Below are 19,226 nucleotides of genomic sequence, written 5' to 3'. Positions count from 1 at the left end.
CGAGCGCTCAGCGCGCGTCGTAGCGTGGCCGCATGACCATCGCGACGGCCGACCTCTACGACGAGCACGGGGACGCGCTCGACTCGCTCTCCCTTCAGCTGCACGACCTCGGCGGCCGGGTGGCTTTCGACGGACCGATCCGCACGGTGCGCTGCCACCGCGACAACGCGCTGGTGAAGGCCCTGCTCGCCACACCGGGCGACGGCGCCGTGCTCGTGATCGACGGCGGCGGCTCGCTGCAGTCGGCGCTCGTCGGCGACCTGATCGCCGCGTCGGCGGTCGAGCACGGATGGGCCGGGATCATCGTGCACGGAGCGATCCGCGACCGTGAGGCGATCGCCGCCCTCCCGATCGGCGTGAAGGCTCTCGGCTCGAACCCGCGCAAGAGCGCGAAGGACGGCGTCGGCGAGGTCGATGTGCCCGTCGAGATCGGGGGCGTGGTCTTCGCGCCCGGCCGGCACGTCTGGGCAGACTCCGACGGCGTGCTCGTCGAGCGCTGACGCGTCCCCCTCGCTTCGCGCGCTCCGCGGCCGGGACCGAGCGCACGGTGGCACGATGGAACGAGCGACCAAGGGAGACCCCATGACCGACGCCTACGTCTACGACGCGGTGCGCACGCCGCGCGGTCGCGGCAAGGCGACCGGAACACTGCACGGGGTGGCACCGCACGAGCTCGTCGTGGGCCTCGTCGACGCGCTGCGCGACCGGCATCCCGGTCTCGACCCGGCGGGAGTCGACGACGTCATCCTCGGGTGCGTCACTCCGATCGGCGACCAGGGCTCCGACATCGCGAAGGTCGCCGCGCTCGCCGCCGGCCTGCCCGACTCGGTCCCCGGAGTGCAGCTCAACCGCTTCTGCGGCTCAGGCCTCGAGGCCGTCAACCAGGCGGCGGCACGCGTGCGGTCCGGCTGGGAGGACCTCTTCCTCGCGGGCGGCGTCGAGTCCATGAGCCGCGTGCCGATGGGCTCTGACGGCAGCCCGTTCTCCACCGACCGTGCGGCGGCGATCTCGCCCGACTCCGTGCCGCAGGGCATCAGCGCCGACCTCATCGCGACGCTCGAGGACTACACGCGCGAAGACGTCGACCGCTTCGCCGCGACGTCGCACGAGCGCGCCGCCCGCGCCTGGGAGGAGGGCCGGTTCGACCGGTCGGTCATCCCCGTTCTCGGCGCCGACGGCACGCCGCTGCTCGAGCGCGACGAGATCATCCGCCCTGGCACGACGGTCGAGACCCTGGCCGCGCTGGCCCCGGCCTTCGCGGCGATGGGCGCCGTCGGCTACGACGACCTCGCGCTCGCGAAGTATCCCGAGGCGGGCGCGATCCAGCACGTCCACCACGCCGGCAACTCGTCGGGCATCGTCGACGGCGCCGCCCTCGTGCTCGTCGGCAGTGAGCGGGCCGGCGAGCGTCACGGACTCACGCCGCGCGCCCGCATCCGCTCGGCCGCCGTCGTGAGCACCGAGCACACGATCATGCTGACCGGCCCCGGCCCGGCGTCGAGGCTCGCCCTCGAGCGCGCTGGGCTCCGCATCCACGACATCGACCTCGTCGAGATCAATGAGGCGTTCGCCTCCGTCGCCCTGCGCCTCATGCGCGACCTCGACGACTTCCCGCATGAGCGCACCAACGTCAATGGCGGCGCGATCGCAATGGGGCACCCGCTCGGCGCCACCGGCGCGATGATCCTCGGCACGCTGATCGACGAGCTCGAGCGCACCGGCGGACGCTACGGCCTGGCCACGCTCTGCATCGGCGGCGGTATGGGTGTCGCGACCGTGGTCGAGCGGCTCTGACGGCGCGGCACCGCACCGCACCCCTGGACACCGCGCCGCCGGAGGCGGAGGCTGGCTGCAGCCACGACCCAGGGAGACAGCATGTTCACACCCGCTCGCGCCTTCAGCAGCTTCGCCGTCACCGACCTCGGCGCGGCGAAGACCTTCTACGGCGAGACCCTCGGCCTGCCCGTGCAGGAGTATGACATGGGCATCCTCGAACTCACGATCGGAAGCGGCGCACGCGTGATGGTCTATCCGAAGGACGACCACGAGCCGGCCGTCTTCACCATCCTGAACTTCGACGTCGACGACGTCGAGGCGGCGGTCGACGACCTCAACGCGCGCGGCGTCGTGACCAAGATCTACGACGACTCCGAGTTCCCCACCGACGCGAAGGGCATCTCGCGCGACATGGGCCCCGCGATCGCGTGGTTCCGCGACCCGTCGGGCAACGTGCTGGCGGTGCTGAAGACGGAGTGAACGACGGATGCCTCGCCCCGCGCGCACAGAGCGAGGGACGAGGCATCCGGAATCGAGCTCAGCCGGCGAGCGCCTCCGAGAGCTTCACGCGGCCGCCCATGCGCAGCAGCGAGTTCTCGTAGATGCGCGAGCCGACCAGGATCGCGGCGATGCACGTCGCGATGAGGATCGCGAGCGACAGCAGCGGCTCCCACCACTGCGCCTCGCCGAGGAACAGTCGCATCGGCATGCCCACCGGCGCGGAGAACGGCACGTACGACATGATCCCCAGCACGAGCGGGTTGTCGAAGAAGAAGATCACCAGGAAGTACGGCGCCATGATGAGCATCGTGAGCGGGGTGGTGGTCGAGCCGACGTCCTCCATGCGCGAGACCATCGACGCCGCGGCCGCGAACAGCGCCGCCAGCAGGATGAACCCGAACAGGAAGAACACGGCGAACCAGGCGATCGGCCCGCCGAGCCCCTGCAGCAGTGCCGTCTGACCGGTGACCGTCAGGCCGACGATCGCGATCGCCGCGAGCAGCAGGATCTGCCCCATCGCGAGGATCGTGTTGCCGATCACCTTGCCGGCGAGCAGGGCGCGCACCGGGATCGCCGAGATGAGCAGCTCGACCACGCGGGTCTGCTTCTCTTCGACGACGCTCTGCGCGATCGTGCCGCCGAACATCGATGCCGCGAACAGGAACACGACACCGAAGCCGATCGCCGCGAGGTAGCCGAGCGCCTGATTGCCTGTCTGAGGCTCGAGCAGTACGACCGTCGGTGCCTGCGACAGCTGCAGCAGCAGCTGCGACGGGGCGTTCGAGTCCGCGATCACGGCGATCCCGACCGGCGACTCCGGGTCGGCCACGATGGCGGCGTCGACGTCGCCGTCCGCGACGAGCGCCTCAGCGGCGGCGCGGTCATCGACCTCGGTGATGTCGAGTCCCTGCACGTCCGCGACGGCGGACGAGGCATCCGCTGTCACCGCTACCGGGGTGCCGGTGGAGTTCGCGGCCGCGAAGCCGCCCCAGATGACGAGCGCCAGCGCGCCGATCAGCAGGATCGCCGTCGAGATGACGAACGCCTTGCTGCGCAGCTTCGAGCCGATCTCGCGCTCGGCGACGAGCCAGACTGCCTGGGCCGTGCCGAGGCCGGCCGCGGCGGTGCGTGTGGGGGTGCTCACTGGATGACCTCCTTGAAGATCTGGGCGAGGCTGGGATGCTGCGGCGCGAAGCTCGCGACATCGCCCTGGTCTACGGCCCGGCGCAGCACGCGCTGGGCGGTCTCGTCGGTGTCGGCGTCGAACACGGCGTAGCCGCCGTCGAAGTCGAGGACCTCGACCCCGGGCTCGGAGCGCAGCCACCCGGCATCGCCCGTCGATACGAGCTCGAAGCGGCGGGTGGAGTGCTGAGCGCGCAGCGCGTCGCGGGCACCGGCCGCGCGGATCGTGCCGCCGGCGATGATGACGAGGTCGTCGCACAGCCGCTCGACGACGTCGAGCTGGTGCGACGAGAAGAGCACGGCGGCACCGCCGGCGGCGCGCTCCTGCAGCACGCCTGCGACGACGTCGACAGCGAGCGGGTCGAGTCCCGAGAAGGGCTCGTCGAGGATCAGGACCTGCGGGTCGTGCACCAGGGCCGCGGCGATCTGCGCACGCTGCTGGTTGCCGAGCGAGAGCGTCTCGACGTTGTCGTCCAGGCGCTCGCCGAGCCCGAGCTGTTCGAGCAGCGCTGTGGCGCGGGCCGTGGCGTCCACCTTTGCGAACCCGTGGAGGCGCGCGAGGTACACGATGTGCTCGAGCACTTTCATCTTCGGGTAGAGCCCGCGCTCCTCAGGCATGTAGCCGAAGCGGCGGCGATCGGACGCCGTGACCTCTGCGCCGTCGAGACGGACGTCGCCGCCGTCCTTGGCGAGCACACCCAGGACGATGCGCATCGTCGTCGTCTTGCCCGCGCCGTTGCCGCCCACGAAGCCGGTGAGCCTGCCCGGTTCGACGTCGAACGCGACGTCGTCGAGCACGCGCCGCCCTCCGTAGCTCTTGGTGATCCCCGTCAGCTGCAGCATCCCACTCCTCCTGTCGATTCCTGCGTCCGACGCTACGGAGCCCGCGACCGCGCGTCCTCCCCCTCAGGGGGGATTCGTGCGATCAGCCGCGCGAGGGAGCGGCGGGATGACGACTTCTCCATTCGCCGGAATAGATCTCGAACCGATGCGCTTGCATGGTTGTGGAACGTCCACGGTGGCCACCACCGGGACGTCTTTTCGTTTTTCCAGAAGGAGCACACACCCATGTCCGAGCGGACCATCGGCTACATCGTCGGCAGCATCTCGTCGACCTCGATCAACCTTCGCCTCGCTAAGGCGCTCGAGCGCCTCGCACCCGAGGGCACTACCCTGGTCGAGATCCCGATCAAGGACCTCCCCTTCTACTCGCCCGACTTCGACGCCGACTACCCGCAGGTCGCGCGCGACTTCAAGCACGCCATCGACGAGGTCGACGGCGTCATCATCGTCACCCCCGAGTACAGCCGCTCGATCCCCGGCGTGCTGAAGAACGCCCTCGATTGGGCTGCCCGCCCCTGGGGCCAGGGCTCGTTCAACGGCAAGCCCACCGCCGTCATCGGCACCTCGGGCGGCGGCATCGCCACCGCTGCGGCGCAGCAGCACCTCAAGGCGATCCTCAGCCACTACAACGCCCCGACGCTCGGCCAGCCCGAGGGCTATGTGCAGTCGACCCCCGGCCTGTTCACCGAGACCGGCGAGGTCACCAACGAGCAGACGGCCGAGTTCCTCGTCGGCTACCTCGAGGCGTTCGGCGCGCTCGTCGACCGCTACGCGTCGGTTCCCGTCGCGGCCTGATCCCGGCCCACGGAACGCCCCGGGCCCCGGCGGGCACGGGGCGTTCCGCCTTCCCGCGAGGGGTCAGACCAAGCCGTGGCGGAGCGCGTACACGACGGCGGCGACCCTGTCACGGGCGCCGAGCTTCTGCAGCACGTTCGAGACGTGCGTCTTGACCGTCGCCTCGCCGATGTAGAGCCGCTCGGCGATCTCGGCGTTGCTCAGGGCCTGCGCGACCAGGCGCAGCACCTCGTCCTCGCGCTCGGTGAGCTCGACGGGCAGGGTGCCTCGCCCGGGTTGCTCACCTGTCGCATTGTGCGCGTCGCGGCGGCCATTCGTGACGGGTGAGCCGGAAGACTCGCCATCCGCGAACCGGGCGATCACCCGCCGCGTGACCTCGGGCGCGAGCAGTGCGTCGCCCGCTGCCGCGACGCGCACGGCCGAGACGAGCTCCTCCGGGCCGGCGTTCTTCAGCAGGAAACCGCTCGCCCCCGCCGACAGGGCCGAGAACAGGTAGTCGTCACGGTCGAAGGTCGTCACGACCACGACGGCCGCGGCGATCGCCGGGTCGGCGACGATGCGCCGGGTCGCCTCGAGCCCGTCCATGTCGGGCATCTGCACGTCCATGCACACCACGTGGGGGTGCAGAGCGGATGCCGCCGCCACGCCCTCCACTCCGGTCGCGGCCTCGCCCACGATGGTGATGTCGCCCGCCGCCTCGAGGATCATGCGGAAGCCGGCGCGCATCACGGCGTGATCGTCGACGAGCAGCACCCGGATCGGCGAACCCGTCACGCGACGACCCGCTCGGCAAGCGGCACGCTCAGCCGCACGAGGAAGCCGCCCCGTGCGCGCGGCGCCGCCTCGAGCGTCCCGCCCGACGCGCCCGCGCGCTCGCGCATGCCGACGATGCCGAGGCCGGGGCGCAGCGCCGCGACGACGCGCCCGGTGTTGACGATCTCGAGCTCGACCGCGTCGCCGGCGTAGCGCAGGCGCACGTCGGCCGCCGCATCCGGTCCGCCGTGGCGGCGCGCATTCGTGAGCGCCTCCTGGGCGACGCGGTAGATGTTCACCTGCACGAGGTCGGGCACCGGGGTCTCGTCGCCGACGACTGTCAGGGTCGTGGGCAGGCCGTTCGCGTTGGCGTGTGCGACCAGTTCGGCGAGCCCGGCCAGCCGTACGGTCGACGCGTTCGGCGGTTCTCCGTCAGGCGTCCGCAGCGTCTCGAGCAGGTGGCGCAGGTCGTCGAGAGCAGAGCGAGCGGATGCCTCGACCCCCGACAGCGCGGCACGGGCGGCCTCGGGATCGCGGTCCATCACGGCGCGGGCGGCGCCGGCCTGAACGCCCATCGCCGACACGTGGTGTGCGACGACGTCGTGCAGTTCGCGGGCGATGCGCACGCGGTCGAGCGCCACCGCCTGGGCGGCCGTCACCTCGCGCTCGCTCTCGAGCTCGCGGGTGCGCTCTTCGAGTGCGGCCCGCTCGAGCGCCGACGCGTACGCACGGTCGCCCATGTAGTACGCCCCGCCGAAGAACGCGGCGTTGACGAGGAACTGGATCAGCATGAACGCGACGAACGGCGAGAACAGGCCCTCGCGCGAGAGGCCCTCGTCGGTCGGCGCGGTCGCGGACTGGAACGTCGTGACCAGCAGCCACAGGAACATCCCGACGATGATCGCGATGCGGACGATCATGGCGCGTCGACGGTCGTCGACCCACGCGCCCACGGTGTACATCGCGATGAACACCGCGATGTTGCCGACGTAGAGCTCGGGGATGCGCATGGTCACCCCGACGAAGAACACCGCGGCGATCACGACCGCGACGATCTCGGGGTAGCGGCGCCGCAGCGCCAAGGGTGCGGTGAGGCCGAAGGCGTAGAGGAGCGCCCACTGCATACCCTGCCGGGTCTCGTCGCCGTAGATGCCGGCGACCGAGCCGAGGGCGGCGCTGAGCACCGCGCCGAGCAGCAGGGCGCCTGCGAGCCAGACGTCGTTGCGCAGCTCTGCGGGCGACGCGGGCGTGCGCCGGGCGGGGGAGTTCAGGGACATCCCTCCACGGTAGGGCCGTCGCGGCTGCCCGGGCATCCCCCGCACGGCGGAGTCCCGGCTCCTCCGCCGCGTCCACTTGCTATTGACAAGCTTTGTTGCTTTTTGCAAGTATTGATCCATCGCCGCGGAGCCGCACCTGGCACGACGGCATGACAGACACCGGCAAGGGAGCAGGGCAATGACGCACATCTTCGTGAACATCGCGACGAACGACCTGGAGCGGGCCAAGTCGTTCTACACGTCTCTCGGCGCGGGAATCAACCCGCTGTTCACCGACGAGAACGCGGCGTGCATCGTCTGGGACGACAACGTCTACTTCATGGTGCTCAGCAGGGAGTACTTCTCGACCTTCACCGAGAAGGAGTTCGCCGACCCGGCGACGCACGCGCAGGTGCTGATCGCCCTGAGCCGCGAGTCGCGCGAAGCCGTCGACGAGATCGTCGAAGCGGGTCTGGCCAACGGCGGCACCGAGCCTACCGAGCCGAAGGACTACGGCTTCATGTACAGCCGCGACCTCGAAGACCCCGACGGCAACGGCATCGAGTTCGTCTTCATGGAGCCGCAAGCGGCCGAGCAGGGTCCCGACGCCTACGCGTCGGCGCAGGCGCAGGCATAGGTGGCGTCCCGCAGCTACGGGCAGTACTGCGGGGTCACGACGGCCGTCGAGCTGATCGGCGAGCGGTGGGCGCTGCTCATCGTCCGCGATCTGCTCGTCGGGCCGCGGCGGTACACCGACCTCAAGCAGGGGCTGCCCAAGATCCCCACGAACATCCTCTCCACGCGGCTGAAGGAGCTGCAGGAGGGCGGTGTCGTGCGGCGTGTGCCCCTGATGAACTGCGGACTCGTGTACGAGCTCACGCCGTACGGCCGGCGGCTCGAGCCTGTGGTGCTCGCACTCGGACGCTGGGGCTTCGCGCAGATGGGCGACCCCGCGCCCGAAGACGTCGTGACCGCGGACTCGCTCACCATGGCGCTGCGGACGGCTTTCCGAGCGGATGCCGCGGCCGACCTCCCCGCGGCGGACTACGAGGTGCACGTCGCCGACGTCGCGCTGCGGGTGCAGGTCGACGGACCCGAGCTGCGCATCGCCCAGCTCGCGCCTCCCGCCCCGCCGGTCGGCGGCGCGATGCCCGACGGCGCCGCCGACCTCGTGTTCGCGGCCGGGCCGGGCATCCGGCTGCTCATCTCGGGCGAGGTCACGCCCGCCGAGGCGATCGACCGCGAGGTGCTGTCAGTGGTGTCGGGCGATGCGACACTGCTGGAGCGCTTCGCTGCGACCTTCCACATCGATCCGACCGGCGCCGCGGGGCTGGTTGCATGAGCAGAGGGCGCGCCGCGCCGCTCGGCGTGTGCCGCCGGCGGCTCGCGCGGGCTCCCGCTAGTTTGCGGGTGTGAGCGAGACCGGCAGGGTCAGGGCGGAGCGCCGCCGGCGCGACGTGCCCGTCGGGGTCGTGATGGTCGGCATGGCTGTGATCGCCTGGTGGCCGGCGTTCACGCTCGGGGTCTACGGCGAGATCTTCTTCGACGATATCCTCGCGGTGTGGGCCGCCTCGACCGCGGCGTTCGTGTTCGTTCTCGTGGAGCGGAAGCCGGTCGGAGGCAAGCTCGTTCGAGCGTTCCTCCTGCTGCTCCCATCGGTCTGGCTCGTGCTGTCGTTCGTCATCTCGGACGACGAGACCGACCTGCTGATCGCGATCGTCGACGTCGTCGCGATCCTCGCGGTGCTGATCGGCATCCCGTTCACGCTGTGGGTTCTGGTCCGCGTGGCCTTCCCCGACTTCGCGCACGAGTCGAGCCCGGGCACGAAGTGGCTCATCGCGGGAGTCGTGCTCGGAGTGGCGATCATCGCGTTCATCCTTGGCATCAACCAGGAGCACTTCCTCACCTGCTGGGACTTCCAGCTCAGCGGCAACTACCCGCCCGCGAGCTGCACGCCGGCGCCCACCCCCGAGGTCTGAGCCGGCTCAGTCAGCCTGCTCAAGGGTGTCGCGCACCGTCGGGGTGAGTTCGGCGGTGAGGTCGCGTGCGAGGAACCCCAGCCCGACGCGCTCCTCGAGGCGCGACCCGGCGCGGGCATGCGCCCATCCGCCCCACACAGCTGCTCGCTCGATCGGCATGCCGCGCGCGACGAACCCGGCGATCGCGCCGGCCAGCACATCGCCGCTTCCCGACGTGCCGAGTCCGGCACCACCCTCGTCGATGTGCCAGAGCCGCCCGTCGGGGTGGGCGACCATGCCGTAGCAGCCGACGACGGCGTCGAAGCGGCGGGCGGCCTCGACGACATCTGTCGCCTCGTCGCGCAGGTCTCTATCGAGCAGGATGCCGAGCTCGTCCTTGTTCGGGCTCAGCACGAGCTCACGCGGCAGCAGGTTCCGCTCGACCTCGGGCAGCACTCCGAGCGCGAACGCGTCGAGCACCAGCCGCCGCGCACCGGCGGCGACCGCCGCGAGGAGGGTCGCGCGCGTCTCGGCGGGATCGTCGAACCCGGGACCGACGAGCACGACGTCGGCGCGGGCCACGTGGTCGCGGAGGTCGCCCTCGAACGGGTCGTCAGCGTCATCGGGCAGTGCGACCACGCCGGACTCCGGCAGGGCGACGCCCACCTGCGCATCGATCGACGCCGGAACGGCGAGGGCGACTCGTCCGGCGCCGACGCGGAGCGCCGCTTCACCCGCGAGCAGCGCGGCACCCGGCGCGCTGCGCGAGCCGCCGACGATCACCACGTCGCCGCGCGCCTTCTTGGAGTCGCCAGGGTCGGGGAGGCCCCATCCCCGCAGCAGCTCGGGGCCGACGGGCTCAGGCCGGCTCGACATCGGGGTTCCCGGGGTGCACGGTGACGTCCGCGCCCTCGCGCTGGAGGTGGCTCACGTCGGAGAACGTCACCAGCTCCCAGCCCGGGTCACGGAGAACGAGGTGGGTCACCGAGGCGTTGAGCACGGTGTTCTCGGCGGCGAAGTCGAGCAGCTCGTCCTCGCGCAGGGGGAGCAGCACGTACAGCAGCAGCATGACCACCGCATCATGCGCGACGATCATGACCTTCTCGCCCGGTCCCTCGAGCCGGTCCCGCAGGAAGGACCGCAGACGCAGCGCGACGTCTGCCCACGACTCCCCGCCGGGCGGCCGGTGATAGAACTTGCCAAGGTGCAGGCGCCGGGCGCGCTCCTCCGGATGCAGGCGCTGCACGCCGGTGCGCGTGAGAAGATCCAGGATGCCGAGTTCGCGGTCGCGCAATCGCTCGTCGAGGGCGGGCGGAGAGGCCGAGGTGCGCTCGCCGAGCGCGATCCGCAGAGTCTCCTGCGCGCGCAGGTACGGCGAGACCCAGTAGGCGTCGATCCGCGCGCCGCCCTCGTCGAGCCACTCACCGAGCGCCGCAGCCTGCTCGCGGCCCGTGTCGGACAGCGGAACGTCGGCATCGCGGATGTCGAGCGGGATCGTGTCGAGCCGCTCGAGTTCCGCCCGCGTCGCCGCCACGTTGCCGACACTCTCCCCGTGCCTGACCAGCCACAGCTCGTTCACCGCCATGCGCCCAGAGTAGGCAGGGGAGGGACGCTGCGCCCAGCGCTTGACACGGGCGGCTGGGGGAACCAGCCGTGGCGCGTCAGAAGATCATCGGGCGATCGTCGTCGTCGGGCCCCTCGAGGTCGAGGTCGACGACCACGGGCACGTGATCGCTCGGCGCCTCGCCCTTGCGCTCGTTGCGGTGGATCGTGGCGCCGGTCACGGCATCGGCGATCGCGTGCGAGCCCAGGATGAAGTCGATGCGCATGCCCTCGTTGCGCGGGAACCGCAGCTGCTTGTAGTCCCAGTACGTGTACCCGGTCGGCACGAGCGGGCGCACGACGTCGGTCAGCCCGGCGCCCTCGAGCGCAGCGAAGGCCTCTCGCTCGGGCGGCGACACATGGGTCGCGAAGCCTTGCACGACGGTGGGGTCGCCGTTGTCGGCGTCCGTCGGTGCGATGTTGAAGTCGCCGACCAGGGCGAGGGCGAGATCGGGATTCGCCGTCAGCGAATCGCGGGTGTACTGCTCGAGCGCCGCGAGCCAGTCGAGCTTGTAGAAGTAGTGCGGGTCGCCGAGAGAGCGGCCGTTCGGCACATAGAGGCTCCAGACCTCGACTCCGCCGACGGTCGCGCCCATCGCGCGGGCCTCCTGCGGAGCATCGGGACCGTTGTGCCCCTTCTCGAAACCGGGCATGCCCGGAAACGCGGTGCGCACGTTCTCGACGGGCTCGCGGCTCGCGATCGCGACGCCGTTCCACTGCGAGAACCCGTGCGCCTCGACGTGGAAGCCGGCGTCTTCGAAGGCGGCGAACGGGAACTGCTCGACCTTGCACTTGATCTCCTGCATGGCGAGCACGTCGAGATGCTCACGCACCGCGAAGTCGACGATCCGATCGACTCGGGCGCGGATCGAGTTCACGTTCCAGGTGGCCAAGCGCATGGTCTCCAGCCTAGGACGAGCGGCCGACGCTCAGAGCGGCGGCCGTTGCAGTGGTACCGCTCTCGTAGTACCGTCGCCAGAACCGATTGCACATCACAACCAGAACGCGGGGCGAGAGAGGACGTTCATGAAGCTGCTGCTCACGTCAGGCGGGATCACGAACGAATCGATCCGGTCGGCGCTCGTCGACCTGCTCGGCAAGCCGATCGCCGAGTCGCGGGCGCTGTTCATCCCGACCGCCCAGTGGGGCCATCCGATGTGCTCACCCGAGTCCGTCTGGAAGGGGATCGCCGGGCGATGGGAGGGGGAGAGCGCGCTGACGACGCTCGGCTGGAGGTCGGTCGGCGTGCTCGAGCTCACGGCCCTGCCGTCGATCCGCGCCGAACGATGGGTGCCCTGGGTCCGCGACGCGGACGTGCTGCTGGTCGACGGCGGCGAGGCGGTCTACCTGAGTCACTGGATGCGCGAATCCGGCCTGGCCGACGAGCTCGCAGCCATGCCCGACCTCGTGTGGGTGGGGGTGAGCGCGGGCAGCATGGTGATGACGCCGCGCATCGGCGCTCAGTTCGTCGACTGGCGACCCGACGGCGGCGACGAGACTCTGGGCGTGGTGGACTTCTCGATCTTCCCGCACCTCGACTATCCGGGCTGGGACGAGAACACCACCGCGGCGGCGCGTCGGTGGGCGACGACGATGCCCGGACCCGCCTATGCGATCGACGACCAGACGGCGATCACGGTCGTCGACGGCACGGTCGAGGTCGTCTCGGAGGGTCACTGGGAGCACTTCGACGCCCCTCGGTGACCCCGAGGGCGGTGAGGAGTCCCGGCTACGCGGGGCCGCGGCATCCCGAGTCCACTCTTGTCACGCCTCACCCGCGGTGGCATGCTCGTCGCACAACCCAGGGAGAGGGGTACTGCATGCGCCACAAAGCGCTCGCCGCAGTTGTTGCGGCATTGGCACTCATCGGACTCAGCGCCGCACCGGCACAGGGAATCACGGATGGGGTGCCGGATGGGAACGGACACCCGGAGGTCGGCCTCATGGTCGCCTTCGTCGACGGCGCCCCGGCATGGCGCTGCAGCGGCACGCTGATCTCGCCGACGGTCTATCTCACGGCGGGGCACTGCACCTTCGGCGCCGACCACGTGGAGCTGTGGTTCGACGACGATGTTCGGGATGCCGCGGCCCACGGCTACCCCACGACCGGTGAGGTCAGCGGCACGCCGTACACGCACCCGGACTACGACGACGCCGCGTTCTACCTGTACGACCTGGGCGTCGTGGTGCTCGACGAGGCCGTGGACCTGCCGCGATACGGTGCGCTGCCCGCACTCGACCAGCTCGACGCCTTCAAGACCAACAAGAAGGCCGCCACCTTCACGGCCGTGGGCTACGGGCTGCAGAAGAGCTTCCCCGACGCCGCGTCGTGGAAGGACCAGGCCGAGCGCCTGCGCATGGTCTCGTACCCGAAGCTCAACTCGATCAACACCGGGTACACGGGCGACGGCTCGATGATCCTCTCGAACAACGCCCACACCGGCGGCACCTGCTCGGGCGACTCCGGCGGTCCCAACTTCCTGGGGTCGAGCAACGTCATCGCCGGCGTGACCTCGTTCGGGAAGAACAGCACGTGCGCCGGCACCGGCGGCGTCTACCGCGTCGACCGTGCCGACGACCTCGCCTTCGTGATGCCCTTCCTGGACTGATCGACGCGACAGGCGGGTGCGATCGCGAGATCGCACCCGCTTCGTCGTTGCGGGGCATCCGTAGAATCATCCCCATGACCGTCGCGTCCACGCCCGCGCTCGAAGCCGACCGCCAGTACCTCATCGCCCTCATCCAGGACGAGGCGGTGTTCCACGGCGACTTCACGCTCTCGAGCGGCGCGCAGGCCACATACTACGTCGACATGCGCAAGCTCACCCTCGACCACCGGGCGGCCCCGTCGATCGGGCGCATCATGCTCGATCTGATCCGCGACCTCGACGGCATCGTCGCGGTCGGCGGTCTCACGCTGGGCGCCGACCCGATCGCCAACGCCGTGATGCACGAGTCGGCGCGCACGCACATGCCGCTCGACGCCTTCGTCGTGCGCAAGGAGCCCAAGGACCACGGTCGCGGCCGTCAGGTGGAGGGAGCGGATGTCGCGGGCAAGCGGGTGGTCGTGCTCGAAGACACCTCGACCACGGGCCAGTCGGCGCTCAAGGCCGTCGAGGCACTTCGCCGGGAGGGCGCCGAGCCGGTCGCCGTCGCCGTGATCGTCGACCGCAAGACCGGCGCTCAGGCCGCCGTCGAAGCCGCGGGGCTGCAATGGCTCGCCGCAATCGACCTCGACGACCTGGGGCTCGAGCCGCAGTAGTCAGTCTCTGCCTGTACGCAGCCGGCCGCCGCGGTCAGCTGGCCCGCAGTCAGTCGTCGCCGCCGCGACCACGCCCCCGCCACCACTGCCAGACGAAGACGATCAGCGTGCCCGCCAGCACGATGGCGGTGCCGGCGAAGAGAAGAGTCTGCTCGAGCTCCGTCATCGGGGTCTCCTGTCTGCAGCGGCGTCCGCCACGATCTTGGCGATGCGCGTCGCGCGGGTCTCGGGTCGCCGCGCCGAGTCGACCGAACCGATGCCCATCTTGCGGGCCGACGGGGGGAACGCGTCCCACTTCTCCCGGGCCTCGGGCTGGGCGTCGAGCGCGGCGGCCAGGTCGTCGGGCTCGATCATCGCCTCGGCGTTGTCGAACACCGTCCAGGCGCCGTTCTGCTTCGCGACCTCTGCCGCGCGCAGGCCCGCCTCCGTCATGAGCCCTGCTGCCTCGAGTTCGATGAGACGTGCCTTGTTGGTGGCTGCCCACCCGCTCGACGGCCGGCGCGGCGCGAACCACAGGCCGCCCCGCAGCTCGTCGAAGCTGCGCACCGGACCGTCGATCCACCCGAAGCACAGCGCCTGCCGGATGGCGTCCTCGTACTCGACGAACGTCAGGCCCGACCCGCGCCGCGCACGCACGAGCCAGGCGCCCTTCGAGGTGCGATGGTGGGCCTCGAGCCACGCGCGCCAGGTCGCGGCATCCGCCGCCTCCACCTTCTCGCCGTCGTCGAGTGCTCCCATGTCCGCGACCCTATCGGCCGATGCGGACGCCAGGTGTCCGCATCGGGCCGATCAGAGGATGTCGGTCTCCTCGGCCTCGACGGGGTGCTCGGCGAGCAGGTCGGCGACCGAGTCGAGCACCTCGTCGGGGCGGAACGGATACCGCTGGATCTCGGCCGGGTCGCTGATGCCGGTGAGTACGAGCACGGTGTGGAGGCCGGCCTCGATGCCGGCGACCACGTCGGTGTCCATGCGGTCGCCGATCATGCCGGTGTTCTCGGAGTGCGCGCCGAGGCGGTTCATCGCGGAGCGGAACATCATCGGGTTCGGCTTGCCGACGACGTACGGCTCCATGCCGGTCGCCTTCGTGATCAGCGCCGAGATCGCACCGGTGGCCGGCAGCACCCCGTCGGTCGACGGGCCGGTCGCGTCGGGGTTGGTCGCGATGAACCGGGCGCCGGCGCCGATGAACCGGATCGCCTTCGTGATCGCCTCGAACGAGTAGTTGCGCGTCTCGCCGACGACCACGTAGTCCGGCTCGGTCTCGGTCATGATGAACCCGGCCTCGTGGAGGGCGGTGGTGAGTCCGGCTTCGCCGATCACGAAGGCGGTCCCGCCGGGCATCTGCGACTTGAGGAAGTCGGCGGTGGCGAGCGCAGAGGTCCAGATGGACTCCTCGGGAACGAGGAGCCCGGAGGCCCGCAGCCGGGCCGACAGATCGCGCGGCGTGAAGATCGAGTTGTTGGTCAGGACGAGGAACGGTGTGCCGGTGTCGCGCCACTGCTGCAGCAGCTGCGACGCCCCCGGAATCGGCGTGTTCTCATGGACGAGGACCCCGTCCATGTCGGTCAGCCAGCATTCGATCTCGGCGCGGGTCCGCATGCGCCCAGCCTAGGGGTCGCGGGGATATGGTCGGAGTCGTGCGCACGACGTGGGACCCCCGACACCTGCCCGACCTCTCCGGTCGCGCATATCTCGTGACGGGTTCGAACGCGGGCCTCGGCTTCTTCGCGTCCGAGCAGCTCGTCGGCGCCGGAGCCCGCGTCTACATGACCGGCCGGCACCCGAACCGGCTCGCCGCTGCACGCGCGGCGGTGCGGCGACGGGTTCCCGATGCCGCGCCCGGCGCCACGGAGACGCTCGTCCTCGACACGAGCAACCTCGGATCGGTGCGCTCGGCGGCCGCGAGCATCCGCGGCAAGGGCGGCCTGGACGGCGTGCTGCTCAACGCCGGGATCGTGCACGCGCCGAAGGAGCGTCAGATGACGGTGGACGGGCACGAGCTCGTTCTGGCCACCAACGCACTGGGTCACTTCGCGCTCGCCGGCGAGCTGCTGCGGCCGCTCGCCGACCGGTCGGGCCGCATGGTGTGGGTCGGCAGCATGTCGACGTCGCTGACCCCATACGACCCGGTCGATCCGCAGCTCGTCGAGGGATACTCGGCCTGGCGCGCGTACGTGCAGTCGAAGATCGCGACGACGGCGCTGGGATTCGAGGCGGACCGCCGTCTGCGGGCGGCGGGCGTTCCCGTCGACAGCGTGGTCGCGCATCCGGGCTACTCGACCAGCGGGCGCACGCCCGGCATCGCGGGCGTCAACGCGCCGACACGGGCGAAGAGGTTCCGCGACAACCTGCAGGCCGCGATCGCCCAGTCGAAGGAGCACGGCGCATGGTCGCTCGTGCGCGCCCTCGTCGATCCCGACGTCGAGGGCGGCGAGTTCTGGGGGCCGCGCACGGTCGCGCGTGGCGAGCCCCGCCGGCAGCGAGCGGCGCGCATCACGCTCGACGCAGAGGTCGCGGCGCGGCTCTGGCGCGCAGCCGAGGAGGCGACCGGCGTGCGCTGGCCCTTCGAGACGGTCGTCAGGCGCTGAGCCAGACGGCGTCGGCCGCGGCCGCCGGAAGCGCGACGTCGACGTCGCCGATGCGGAGGGTCGCGGCATCCGTCACCGTCGCATCGGCGCCCACCTCGACACCGGCCGCCTCGACGGCCCGCAGCACATCGGGGTCGCGGTCGCTCACGCGCAGCACGCGCCCGGTGTGACCGACCGGTGCCGCGGCGAGCAGCACGAACGGGACGCGCTCGACCGCGCCGGCGGCGTCCGGAATCGCGTCTCCGTGCGGATCGAAGCGCGGGCGTCCGAGGCGCTCGTCGATGCCCTCGAGCAGCCGGTCACTGATCGCGTGCTCGAGCACCTCGGCCTCATCGTGCACCTCGTCCCACGCGTACCCGAACTCGCGCACGAGCCACGTCTCGATCAGGCGGTGGCGCCGGATGATCGCCGCCGCCCGCAGCCTGCCCGGCTCGGTGAGTGCGATGGGGCCGTACGGGCGATGGGTGACGAGATCCTGCGCGGCGAGCTTCTGAACCATCTCGGTGACGCTCGACGGCGCCAGCCCCAGCTCGGCCGCCAGCTGCGACGGCGTGATGCGATCGGTCTGCCACTCGGTGTGGTGGTAGATCGTCTTCAGATAGTCGTCGATGGCGGGGGAGGAGGGCACGTGATCAGGCTACCCGCGGGACATCACGAACCCGTGAGCACCAGCCACAGCAGGATCCCGTTCAGCGCGATGAGGAAGACGGATGCCGCGACCCCCGCGACCGTCGTCAGCGCGCGGTTGCGGAACCGCCCCAGGACGTCGGACTTCGCGGTGAGGGCGACGAGCGGGATCAGCGCGAAGGGGATGCCGAACGACAGCACGACCTGGCTCAGCACGAGCGCGAGCGTGGGGTCGATGCCCGCGGCGAGGATGATGAGCGCCGGGATCAGCGTCACCAGCCGGCGGGCGAGCAGGGGCACCCGGATGTGCAGCAGGCCGTGCATGATCTCGGCTCCTGCGTACGCGCCGACCGAGGTCGACGCCAGGCCGCTCGCGAGCAGGCCGACGGCGAAGAGCGTGGCGACGGCGGGGCCGAGGCCGGTGTCGAGTGCGGCGTACGCGCCCTCGAGGGTGTCGGTGCCGGGGACGCCGGCGAGGTTCGCGGCCGCGAGCAGCAGGATGCAGAGGTTCACCGTGCCGGCGATGAGCATCGCGATCGTGACGTCCCACTTGGTCGCGCGCAGCAGGCGGGCGGTGCCGATGCCGCGCAGCTCGTCGAGCGGCGCCCCGATGCGGGGGCCGGGCGACGCATCGCCGCTGCGGGGGAGGGTGGGGGCGAAGCGGTCGCGCGCGAGCGCCGAGTGGGCGTAGATCGCGTGCGGCATGATCGTCGCACCGAGGATCGACGCGGCCAGCAGCACCGAGCCGGTGTCCTCGAAGCGCGGCACGAGGCCTGCGACGACGCCGGCCGGGTCGGGCGGAGCGACGAACACCCCGTACGTGAAGCCGATCGCGATGATGACGACGAGGCCGATGACCACGAACTCGAACGTGCGCGCCCCCCGGCGCGACTGGATGAGCAGCAGCACGATCGAGACGACGCCGGTGATCAGCCCGCCCCAGAGCAGCGGCACTCCGAACAGCAGATTGAGCGCGACCGCGCCGCCGATGACCTCGGCGATGTCGGTCGCCATCGCGACGAGCTCGGCCTGCAGCCAGTAGGCGCGGCGGCCCCAGGGGTTGCGGATGCGGCGACCGAGCGTCTCGGGCAGGCTCTGCCCCGTGACGATTCCGAGCTTCGCCGACAGGTACTGGATCAGCCACGCCATCACGTTGCCGAGCACCACGACCCACACCAGCAGGTAGCCGTAGACGGCACCGGCCGTCATGTTGCTGGCGACGTTGCCCGGGTCGAGATAGGCGACGCCGGCGACGAGGGCGGGACCGATCAGCCACGCCGCCCGACGGGTCGTGGGCGCGCCGCCCGCCCGCGCGGGCGTGAGCGGGGGCATCCGGTCGACGTCGACGAGACTTTTCGGCATGCCGAAACCATACTCCGGTTTCGGTCGACCGAAAAGCGCTTGCACTGCGTACGGCGGATAACCTGAGCCGGTGACCGCCCCCGACGACGCCCCCGAGCCGACACTGCCGGTAGGGGTCGGGCCGTGGCCCGGCGGGTCGGAGGCCTGGCCCGACGATCCGCGCTACGACCCCGAGCTGCTCGCCCACGGCGACGCCCGCAACGTGATCGACGCGTACCGCTACTGGACCATGGACGCGATCGTGGCAGACCTCGATCAGCGACGGCACGGCTTCCATGTCGCGATCGAGAACTGGCAGCACGACATGAACATCGGCTCGATCGTGCGCAGCGCCAATGCGTTCCTCGCGGCCGAGGTGCACATCGTGGGCCGGCGTCGCTGGAACCGGCGCGGGGCGATGGTCACCGACCGGTACCAGCACGTGCGTCATCATGAGAGCGTGGCCGCGTTCACGGAGTGGGCGGATGCCGCATCGCTCCCGGTGATCGCGATCGACAACGTCGCCGGATCGGTGCCGCTCGACCGCGCCGACCTGCCGGAACGCTGCGTGCTGCTCTTCGGACAGGAGGGGCCGGGGCTGTCGCCCGAGGCGGTGGCCGCGGCATCCGCCGTCGTCGAGATCACCCAGTACGGGTCGACCCGGTCGATCAACGCCAGCGCGGCGGGGGCCGTCGTCATGTACGAGTGGTGCCGCCGCTGGGCGTGAGCCGCGGCTGAGCGC

The 19,226-nt window shown here is 70.8% G+C and carries 23 protein-coding genes; 12 read left to right on the top strand and 11 right to left on the bottom strand.

All coding sequences use genetic code 11. The features are described from left to right. The first annotated feature begins 32 nt into the window (after positions 1–32). The 3 genes from rraA (at position 33) to MK786_RS06375 (ending at position 2,256) form a co-directional block, all read left to right on the top strand. Positions 33–500, top strand: coding sequence for a ribonuclease E activity regulator RraA (gene rraA / locus MK786_RS06385; protein ID WP_241111401.1), 468 nt, complete (start codon positions 33–35; stop codon positions 498–500). Positions 501–582: 82 nt separating this feature from the next. Further along, on the top strand, positions 583–1,794 hold the full coding sequence (locus MK786_RS06380) for an acetyl-CoA C-acetyltransferase (protein ID WP_241111400.1): 1,212 nt from the start codon (positions 583–585) through the stop codon (positions 1,792–1,794). A gap of 81 nt (positions 1,795–1,875) precedes the next feature. Continuing rightward, positions 1,876–2,256 (top strand): VOC family protein, encoded by a 381-nt coding sequence (locus MK786_RS06375; RefSeq protein ID WP_241111399.1) that lies wholly within the window; start codon positions 1,876–1,878, stop codon positions 2,254–2,256. 58 nt (positions 2,257–2,314) lie between these two features. On the opposite strand, the gene MK786_RS06370 is transcribed toward MK786_RS06375, so the two are convergent. Both MK786_RS06370 and MK786_RS06365 read right to left on the bottom strand, forming a co-directional pair. Next, entirely contained in the window at positions 2,315–3,421 is a 1,107-nt protein-coding gene (locus MK786_RS06370) for an ABC transporter permease (RefSeq protein WP_241111398.1), read from the bottom strand. Then, positions 3,418–4,302: an ABC transporter ATP-binding protein gene (locus MK786_RS06365; RefSeq protein ID WP_241111397.1), complete on the bottom strand. Its 885-nt coding sequence runs from the start codon at positions 4,300–4,302 to the stop codon at positions 3,418–3,420. The genes MK786_RS06370 and MK786_RS06365 overlap by 4 nt, the downstream gene beginning before the upstream one ends. 225 nt (positions 4,303–4,527) lie before the next feature. Here MK786_RS06365 and MK786_RS06360 point away from each other — a divergent pair, with 225 nt between their 5' ends. Beyond that, the gene (locus MK786_RS06360) at positions 4,528–5,097 is read left to right on the top strand and encodes an NADPH-dependent FMN reductase (RefSeq protein ID WP_241111396.1); all 570 of its coding nucleotides are present in this window, start codon (positions 4,528–4,530) and stop codon (positions 5,095–5,097) included. Positions 5,098–5,160: 63 nt separating this feature from the next. Here MK786_RS06360 and MK786_RS06355 read toward each other — a convergent pair whose 3' ends face one another. Both MK786_RS06355 and MK786_RS06350 read right to left on the bottom strand, forming a co-directional pair. Further along, positions 5,161–5,823 carry a response regulator transcription factor gene (locus tag MK786_RS06355; protein WP_241111438.1) on the bottom strand — a complete coding sequence of 221 codons (663 nt, stop codon included), beginning with the start codon at positions 5,821–5,823 and terminating at the stop codon, positions 5,161–5,163. Between the two features lie 44 nt (positions 5,824–5,867). Continuing rightward, positions 5,868–7,127, bottom strand: coding sequence for a sensor histidine kinase (locus MK786_RS06350; RefSeq protein ID WP_241111395.1), 1,260 nt, complete (start codon positions 7,125–7,127; stop codon positions 5,868–5,870). Positions 7,128–7,305: 178 nt separating this feature from the next. Here MK786_RS06350 and MK786_RS06345 point away from each other — a divergent pair, with 178 nt between their 5' ends. The 3 genes from MK786_RS06345 to MK786_RS06335 all read left to right on the top strand — a co-directional run bounded on the left by MK786_RS06345 (position 7,306) and on the right by MK786_RS06335 (position 9,085). Further along, positions 7,306–7,743 carry a VOC family protein gene (locus MK786_RS06345; protein ID WP_241111394.1) on the top strand — a complete coding sequence of 146 codons (438 nt, stop codon included), beginning with the start codon at positions 7,306–7,308 and terminating at the stop codon, positions 7,741–7,743. Beyond that, a complete protein-coding gene (locus tag MK786_RS06340) occupies positions 7,744–8,448 on the top strand; it encodes a helix-turn-helix domain-containing protein (protein ID WP_241111393.1) in 705 nt (234 codons plus the stop codon). A 70-nt stretch (positions 8,449–8,518) separates the two neighbouring features. Beyond that, positions 8,519–9,085: a hypothetical protein gene (locus MK786_RS06335; protein WP_241111392.1), complete on the top strand. Its 567-nt coding sequence runs from the start codon at positions 8,519–8,521 to the stop codon at positions 9,083–9,085. A gap of 6 nt (positions 9,086–9,091) precedes the next feature. Here MK786_RS06335 and MK786_RS06330 read toward each other — a convergent pair whose 3' ends face one another. The 3 genes from MK786_RS06330 to MK786_RS06320 all read right to left on the bottom strand — a co-directional run bounded on the left by MK786_RS06330 (position 9,092) and on the right by MK786_RS06320 (position 11,565). Further along, the gene (locus tag MK786_RS06330; protein WP_241111391.1) at positions 9,092–9,940 is read right to left on the bottom strand and encodes an NAD(P)H-hydrate dehydratase; all 849 of its coding nucleotides are present in this window, start codon (positions 9,938–9,940) and stop codon (positions 9,092–9,094) included. Continuing rightward, positions 9,924–10,649, bottom strand: a complete 726-nt coding sequence (locus MK786_RS06325) for a histidine phosphatase family protein (RefSeq protein WP_241111390.1) — start codon at positions 10,647–10,649, stop codon at positions 9,924–9,926. Before MK786_RS06325 ends, MK786_RS06330 begins: the two co-directional genes overlap by 17 nt. 76 nt (positions 10,650–10,725) lie before the next feature. Then, complete coding sequence (locus MK786_RS06320; RefSeq protein ID WP_241111389.1) at positions 10,726–11,565, bottom strand: exodeoxyribonuclease III; 840 nt, start codon at positions 11,563–11,565, stop codon at positions 10,726–10,728. Positions 11,566–11,692: 127 nt separating this feature from the next. On the opposite strand from MK786_RS06320, the gene MK786_RS06315 reads away from it, so the two are divergent. The 3 genes from MK786_RS06315 to pyrE all read left to right on the top strand — a co-directional run bounded on the left by MK786_RS06315 (position 11,693) and on the right by pyrE (position 13,928). Beyond that, entirely contained in the window at positions 11,693–12,370 is a 678-nt protein-coding gene (locus tag MK786_RS06315; RefSeq protein ID WP_241111388.1) for a Type 1 glutamine amidotransferase-like domain-containing protein, read from the top strand. 116 nt (positions 12,371–12,486) lie between these two features. Next, complete coding sequence (locus MK786_RS06310; RefSeq protein WP_241111387.1) at positions 12,487–13,275, top strand: trypsin-like serine protease; 789 nt, start codon at positions 12,487–12,489, stop codon at positions 13,273–13,275. A 74-nt stretch (positions 13,276–13,349) separates the two neighbouring features. Continuing rightward, the gene (gene pyrE, locus MK786_RS06305) at positions 13,350–13,928 is read left to right on the top strand and encodes an orotate phosphoribosyltransferase (protein WP_241111386.1); all 579 of its coding nucleotides are present in this window, start codon (positions 13,350–13,352) and stop codon (positions 13,926–13,928) included. A gap of 162 nt (positions 13,929–14,090) precedes the next feature. Here the strand turns inward: pyrE and MK786_RS06300 are convergent, their stop codons facing one another. Then, positions 14,091–14,666, bottom strand: coding sequence for a YdeI family protein (locus MK786_RS06300; protein ID WP_241111385.1), 576 nt, complete (start codon positions 14,664–14,666; stop codon positions 14,091–14,093). Positions 14,667–14,717: 51 nt separating this feature from the next. Next, positions 14,718–15,527: an HAD-IIA family hydrolase gene (locus MK786_RS06295; RefSeq protein ID WP_191764668.1), complete on the bottom strand. Its 810-nt coding sequence runs from the start codon at positions 15,525–15,527 to the stop codon at positions 14,718–14,720. Between the two features lie 38 nt (positions 15,528–15,565). Here MK786_RS06295 and MK786_RS06290 point away from each other — a divergent pair, with 38 nt between their 5' ends. After that, complete coding sequence (locus tag MK786_RS06290; protein WP_241111384.1) at positions 15,566–16,516, top strand: SDR family NAD(P)-dependent oxidoreductase; 951 nt, start codon at positions 15,566–15,568, stop codon at positions 16,514–16,516. Here the strand turns inward: MK786_RS06290 and MK786_RS06285 are convergent. Both MK786_RS06285 and MK786_RS06280 read right to left on the bottom strand, forming a co-directional pair. Beyond that, positions 16,506–17,144: a metal-dependent transcriptional regulator gene (locus MK786_RS06285; RefSeq protein ID WP_241111383.1), complete on the bottom strand. Its 639-nt coding sequence runs from the start codon at positions 17,142–17,144 to the stop codon at positions 16,506–16,508. The genes MK786_RS06290 and MK786_RS06285 overlap by 11 nt on opposite strands. A gap of 23 nt (positions 17,145–17,167) precedes the next feature. Then, positions 17,168–18,505 carry an Nramp family divalent metal transporter gene (locus tag MK786_RS06280; protein ID WP_374200438.1) on the bottom strand — a complete coding sequence of 446 codons (1,338 nt, stop codon included), beginning with the start codon at positions 18,503–18,505 and terminating at the stop codon, positions 17,168–17,170. Positions 18,506–18,575: 70 nt separating this feature from the next. Between MK786_RS06280 and MK786_RS06275 the strand changes: the two genes are divergently transcribed. After that, entirely contained in the window at positions 18,576–19,211 is a 636-nt protein-coding gene (locus MK786_RS06275) for a TrmH family RNA methyltransferase (protein ID WP_241111382.1), read from the top strand. The last annotated feature ends 15 nt before the right edge of the window (positions 19,212–19,226 follow it).

Source organism: Microbacterium sp. CFH 31415, assembly GCF_022538185.1.
Classification (GTDB): Bacteria; Actinomycetota; Actinomycetes; order Actinomycetales; family Microbacteriaceae; genus Microbacterium.
Note: the sequence above shows the minus strand (reverse complement) of the source record. Positions and strands in the feature narration are given on the sequence as shown.